5 protein-coding genes and 1 pseudogene are annotated in these 5,362 nt (G+C 64.9%); 1 reads left to right on the forward strand and 5 read right to left on the reverse strand.

What is annotated here, in order from left to right:
- From ELR45_RS39985 to ELR45_RS32705, 5 genes are all read right to left on the reverse strand, one after another.
- The coding region (locus ELR45_RS39985; protein WP_205857731.1) for an aldehyde dehydrogenase family protein at positions 1-1,488 on the reverse strand (1,488 nt) is incomplete at its 3' end.
- A gap of 49 nt (positions 1,489-1,537) precedes the next feature.
- On the reverse strand, positions 1,538-2,404 hold the full coding sequence (locus tag ELR45_RS32690) for a class III extradiol dioxygenase subunit beta (protein ID WP_129670014.1): 867 nt from the start codon (positions 2,402-2,404) through the stop codon (positions 1,538-1,540).
- Complete coding sequence (locus ELR45_RS32695; protein ID WP_129670033.1) at positions 2,397-2,774, reverse strand: protocatechuate 3,4-dioxygenase; 378 nt, start codon at positions 2,772-2,774, stop codon at positions 2,397-2,399. Before ELR45_RS32695 ends, ELR45_RS32690 begins: the two co-directional genes overlap by 8 nt.
- 23 nt (positions 2,775-2,797) lie before the next feature.
- Positions 2,798-3,670 (reverse strand): formyltetrahydrofolate deformylase, encoded by an 873-nt coding sequence (gene purU, locus ELR45_RS32700; RefSeq protein WP_129670015.1) that lies wholly within the window; start codon positions 3,668-3,670, stop codon positions 2,798-2,800.
- The gene (locus tag ELR45_RS32705; RefSeq protein ID WP_205857734.1) at positions 3,663-4,550 is read right to left on the reverse strand and encodes a methylenetetrahydrofolate reductase; all 888 of its coding nucleotides are present in this window, start codon (positions 4,548-4,550) and stop codon (positions 3,663-3,665) included. The genes purU and ELR45_RS32705 overlap by 8 nt, the downstream gene beginning before the upstream one ends.
- Positions 4,551-5,058: 508 nt before the next feature.
- On the opposite strand from ELR45_RS32705, the pseudogene ELR45_RS39990 reads away from it, so the two are divergent.
- A pseudogene (locus ELR45_RS39990) lies at positions 5,059-5,362 on the forward strand (aminomethyl transferase family protein); the annotation flags it as partial.

Here is a 5,362-nt window from a genome sequence, read left to right on the forward strand (position 1 = left end):
GTTCTCGAGAGCTTGCTCGTCGAGTGTGGCGGTTGAATGGGTGTCCTGGAATGCACGGATGCCTTCGATTCCCTGCTCGCGTCCGAAGCCGGACTGCTTCATGCCGCCGAAGGGTGCGCGCAGGTCGAGCCGGGTGGCGCCGTGGTCGTTGACCCACACGTAGCCTGCGGCGATCCGAGCGGCAAGGTTCTGGGCGCGGTTCTCGTCGGAACTCCAGACGGATGCGCCCAGGCCGGCCCAGGTGTCGTTGGCACGCTGGATGGCCTCGTCATCGGTGTCGAACGGGATGACCGGGATGACAGGTCCGAACTGTTCTTCGGTGACCACCCTCAGGTGTGGGTCGGGGTCGACGACGATGGCGGGCCGGAGGTAGTTGCCGGCCGCCCGCTCGTCGTCGGCAGGGAGCCGGCCGAACTGGCGGACGTCCGCCCCAGCGTCGCGTGCCTCCTGGATGAGCTCCTCGACGAATGCTTTCTGAGCGGGAGAGTGCAGCGGTCCCATGGTGGTGCCTTCGTCAAGTCCGTAACCGATGACGGTGCGTTCCAACCGGGCGGCGAGCCCATCGACGACATCCTGCAGCCGGGAGCGATGCGCGTAGACACGCTTCGTGTTCATGCAGATCTGCCCGGTGGTGTCGTAAATCGCGGCGAAGAGCCGGTCGAGGTGGATGTCATCCAAGGTTGCGTCGGCGAGGATGACGGCGGGATCGTTGCCGCCGAGCTCGAGCGTGACCCGGGTGAGGGACTGCGAGGCCATTTCCATGATCTTCTTGCCGCCGCCCACGGAGCCGGTGAAGCAGACCTTGGCGACGTCGGTGTTCCGGATCAAACCGGACATGTTCTCGTCGCGCCCGGTGACGACGTTGAGCACGCCCGGAGGCAGCGCCTCGGCCACACGCTGCACGACGCGTGTGGTGGCAAGCGGCGTGGTGGGCGGTGGCTTGACGATCGCGGTGTTCCCGGCGAGCAGCGCGTGTGGCAACGACGCACCGAGGATGGCGATCGGCCAGTTGAACGGCACGATGACGGTGACGACACCGAGCGGTTGGTAACGCACCTGGGTGGTGACCGGGATACCCGGCGCCGGCTCCAGAACTTTCCCCGTGTCGACCTGCTCGGCCAGGGCCAGCGCCAGCTGCCACCGGATCTGGAACACGAGCGCATCCACCCACGCCTCGTGGACGATCTTGCCGTTCTCCTGAGACAGGATCGCCGCGTCGGTGTCCCGGTCCTCCTCGATGCCCTCGATGGCCTCTGCCATCACCCGGGCCCGCTCCACCGCCGTCAACGCGGACCAGTCCGGGAACGCTTGCTTTGCCGATGACACCGCATCCGCGACGTCAGCCTCCGACGCGGCTGCCGCGTACCCGACCACGCGGTCCGGCTTACCCGGATCCGCCACAGCCAGGGTGTCCGCGGTCTCCCGTGCCTTACCCCCGATGAACAGTCCCGTCCTTACCTGTGAGGACGCGTTGACGACGTCAGTCATGGCAATCCACCTCTCTGTCGATGCCCATGCTTACATTGCGATCTCGGCCTTACGTTGCCGTCTCGGGGCGGTCGCCAAGATCATCGAACAGGGCGAGGGCGGCCGCCGTATTGGACGCGGGCACATGGTACGCGTCGTGGACCCGGGAGATGTTCGTGCTCATCGCGCCACGCATCACCAGCCACATGATCATCTCGATACCCTCGGTGCCTGCCTCCCGAACGTAGTCCTCGCGGGTCAGCGCCGCCAGTGCCTCGGGATCGTTCTCGATCTTCTTCAGGAACCAGCGGTCGAACTGCTCGTTGATCAAGCCCGCTCGGGCGCCGGCCAGCTGGTGCGACATTCCGCCCGTCCCGAACACGGCCACCTTCGAGTCCTGCGGGAAGGATCTGATCGCCTGCCCGATGGCCTTGCCGAACTCGTAGCAGCGCGCGGCGGTCGGCTGGGGGGACTGGATGACGTTGACGAGGACCGGCACGACTGTGCAGGGCCACGCCTCGCCCGGCTCGGAACAGTACACCGACAGCGGCACCGTGAGCCCGTGGTCGACATCGAGCCGGTTGGCCGTCGCGATGTCGAAGGACGAATCCACCAGCTCACGGACAAGGTGCTCGCTCAGCTGCGGCGCACCGACGACCGGTGGTACCTGTCGCCGCCCCCACCCCTCATCGGCGACGTCGTACGAGTCGGCGGTGCCGATCGCGAACGTGGGGACGAGGTCCATGCCGATGGCGTTGGCATGGTCGTTGTACACGATCACTGCGACGTCCGGCGGATGCTCGGCCATCCATTTCCGGGCGGGTGCGTAGCCATCGAACAATGGCTTCCAATAGGGGTCCTCAGTCTTGCCGTTGTCCATCGCGGCACCGATCGATGGCACGTGCGATGTGGCGAGGCCCCAGATGACGTTAGCCAAATCTCCGTCCTCCTGATCGCAGGGCCTCGGTGAACTGCTCCGTCGACATTCCGGTGAACACACCGCCGAGGTACTGCATGGACTTCTTGTCCAGCGTGGCGAGCTTGAACGTGTAGAAGATGGAACCGCCGAGGTTCATCATCGCGGTCCAGTCACGTTCGAGGACGGCCTGCTTCTGCTCGGGCGAGAGGCCGAACTCGTCGCAGTACCTGGCTTCGTTCTCGCTGAACCGGGCGCGGTTCTCGGCACGTATCAACGACCCGCACATCTGGTTCAGGGCGTACCCTTGCCGGGTGTGCTCGACGTCGAGCAGGTAGTCGTCGCGTGCCTTGGTCTGTGAACCCGTTGGTTGCTCGTCGGTGTCGAGCATGGTTTTCCCTTTCACTGAGCTTCCTAGAACACGACGGTGGTGTTGCCGTCCCGGATGACCCGGTCGTCGCAATGCCAGGCCACCGCGCGAGACAACACAGTCCGTTCGACGTCGGCGCCCTTACGCTGCAGGTCCTGGGCCGACTCCCGATGTGAGACGCGGATGACGTCCTGCTCGATGATCGGTCCCTCGTCGAGGTCCTCGGTCACATAGTGGGCAGTCGCTCCGATCAGCTTCACACCGCGTTCCTTCGCCCGCTGGTAGGGGCCGGCGCCCATGAAGGCCGGCAGGAACGAATGGTGGATGTTGATGACCGGGACACCCAGCTCCTCGAGGAAATCGCCGGAGAGGATCTGCATATAGCGGGCCAGGATGAGCAGATCGACATTGCCCTTGAGAAGATTCAGCTGTTCCTTCTCGGCGGCGGCCTTCTTCTCCTTGTCCACGGGAACGTGGAAGTACGGGATGTCGAAACGCCGCACCTCCTCGCCGAGCTCGGCATGGTTGGACACCACCATCGGTACGGTCATGGAGAGTTCGCCACGCCGCTGTCGCCAGAGCAGGTCGAGCAGGCAGTGGTCCGTCCGCGACACGAGGATGGCGACCCGTTTGTGTCGCTTCGCCTCGACGAGGCGGAAGGCGAGCCCCAGCTCTTCGCCCAGCTTCACTTTCAGCGATTCGTTCAGCTCGTCGAAACGTGCGGACAGGTCCTGCAGGTGAAAGACGGTGCGCTGGAAGAATCTGCCCCCTTCGGGGTCGCTCGAGGACTGGTCGAGCGCCACGATGTTGGCACCCTGCTCGGCGAGGACACGTGACACGCTCGCGACGATGCCTGGCTGGTCCGCGCCCTGCACGATCAGCCGACCGTGGTCCCGCTGATGGTTCTGCTCAGTCATGAAGATCATCCTCCCCGATGACCGAAGCCAGCAGCCGTCGCCGCCAGGCCTCGGTCTTGCGGAGCTCGTTGAAGGTGAAGACATGTAACCCGTGGATGTTGGTAGGAGTGTTGCCGACCGCGCTGCCCAGCCGTTTGGCGAACCTCGTCGGGTTGTAGCCTCCGGGCAGGAGAAACCGCCACAGCACGCTCTGCTGTTTGCGGAGGAACCGTGCCGACTGACCGAGTCCCAGGCCGGCAGAGATGCGCATGAGCTTCTGTCTGTTCACCGGCCCCGGCATCCCGACGTAGACCGGAAGGTCGACGTCCGAGGCCGCGATCCCGTCGGCCCATGTCGCGGTCGTCTTGGCGTCGAAGCAGATCTGCGTGACCACGTGAGTGGCCACCGACGCCTTCTGCTTCAACGCAAGATCGAGCGCTTCCTGGGAGATGCTGGCATGCCCCTCGGGGTATCCGCCGATCCCGATCTCGTCGAAAGGATGGCCGGTCTGTTCCATCGCCTGAAGCAGTGAGTAGGCATCGGCGAAGGGACCGGCCGGGGTGGGGGCGTCACCGCCGATGACGAAAACGGATCTCACTCCGTTCTCACGCATCCGCGCGACCACGTCGTCCACATGAGCCTGGTCCACGAACAACCGCGCCGACAGATGCGGTGCGACCGTATAGCCGTGCCGGAGCAGGCGCTCGGTGAGCTCCAGCGTCGCCGCGAGGCCTCTGCGCTCCGTCGTCGTGACGGTCAACCGGATCGATGTCGGCACGTCGGCGAGGACGTCGCCTTCGGTGCTCGCGAACGGCATGACCTCGTAGCTCATATTGCTCACGAGGGCGGCGAGCTGGGGACGCCTGCGCCCGTTGGCGCCGGTCTCCTGATCAACGGTCACGAGAATCTCCTAGACCCCGGAAGATACGAGCCGGCCATCACGATCTGCGGTGCGAGTCACGTGGCGGCCCCATAGCCAGTAGAGCTGAGTGGCTACCCGTGATGCGTCCGGCATCGAGACCGACTTGACCGCGACAAATGACCGAGCCACCCGGCCCGCTTTGGCCGGCCGGCCAACACACACTGGGCACCTGGGATCAGTGAACCTCTCGCCCGTCCGGCGGAGCAGGGCGACCTGTCCCGTGGCGCCTACGTCCAATGACGTAGTTCAGACCGGTCTCGGCGACCTCGTGACAACGTCCGGGCGCTTCTAAAGTCGTTCAGAAGATGCCCGGCAGTCGAAGGAGATGTCGTGCCATGAATCGAGTCCCGGGGAACAGGCCTACTGTCGCGATTCGCGCAGGGGAACTCGGCCTCGACCGTCATGGCCTGCGCGCAAAGCTCGCCGAACTCGGCGTCGAGCACGTCACAGCAGACGAACACAGACTCTGAAGGGAGCGGCGGGTTACATGAGCGCGAAGAACCTGCAGCAAGTGCTGGATCAGGCCGGCAACACGGTGGAAATGCTCCGGAACTCACAGCTCGGGGCCTACATATACCCGGTCGTACCGGCCGAGTTCACGAACTGGCGCCGGGAGGTGAACTCCTGGAACGAGACCGCCGTCCTGTTCGACCAGACGCACCACATGGTCAACCTGTTCATCTCCGGACCCGACGCGCTGCGGCTGCTGTCCGACACGGGGATCAACAGCACGGCCAAATTCCCGGTCGACTCGGCCAAGCAGTTCATCCCGGTCTCTCCGGAAGGCGGTG

Origin of the sequence: Phytoactinopolyspora endophytica (assembly GCF_004138495.1) — a bacterium.
Classification (GTDB): domain Bacteria; phylum Actinomycetota; class Actinomycetes; order Jiangellales; family Jiangellaceae; genus Phytoactinopolyspora; species Phytoactinopolyspora endophytica.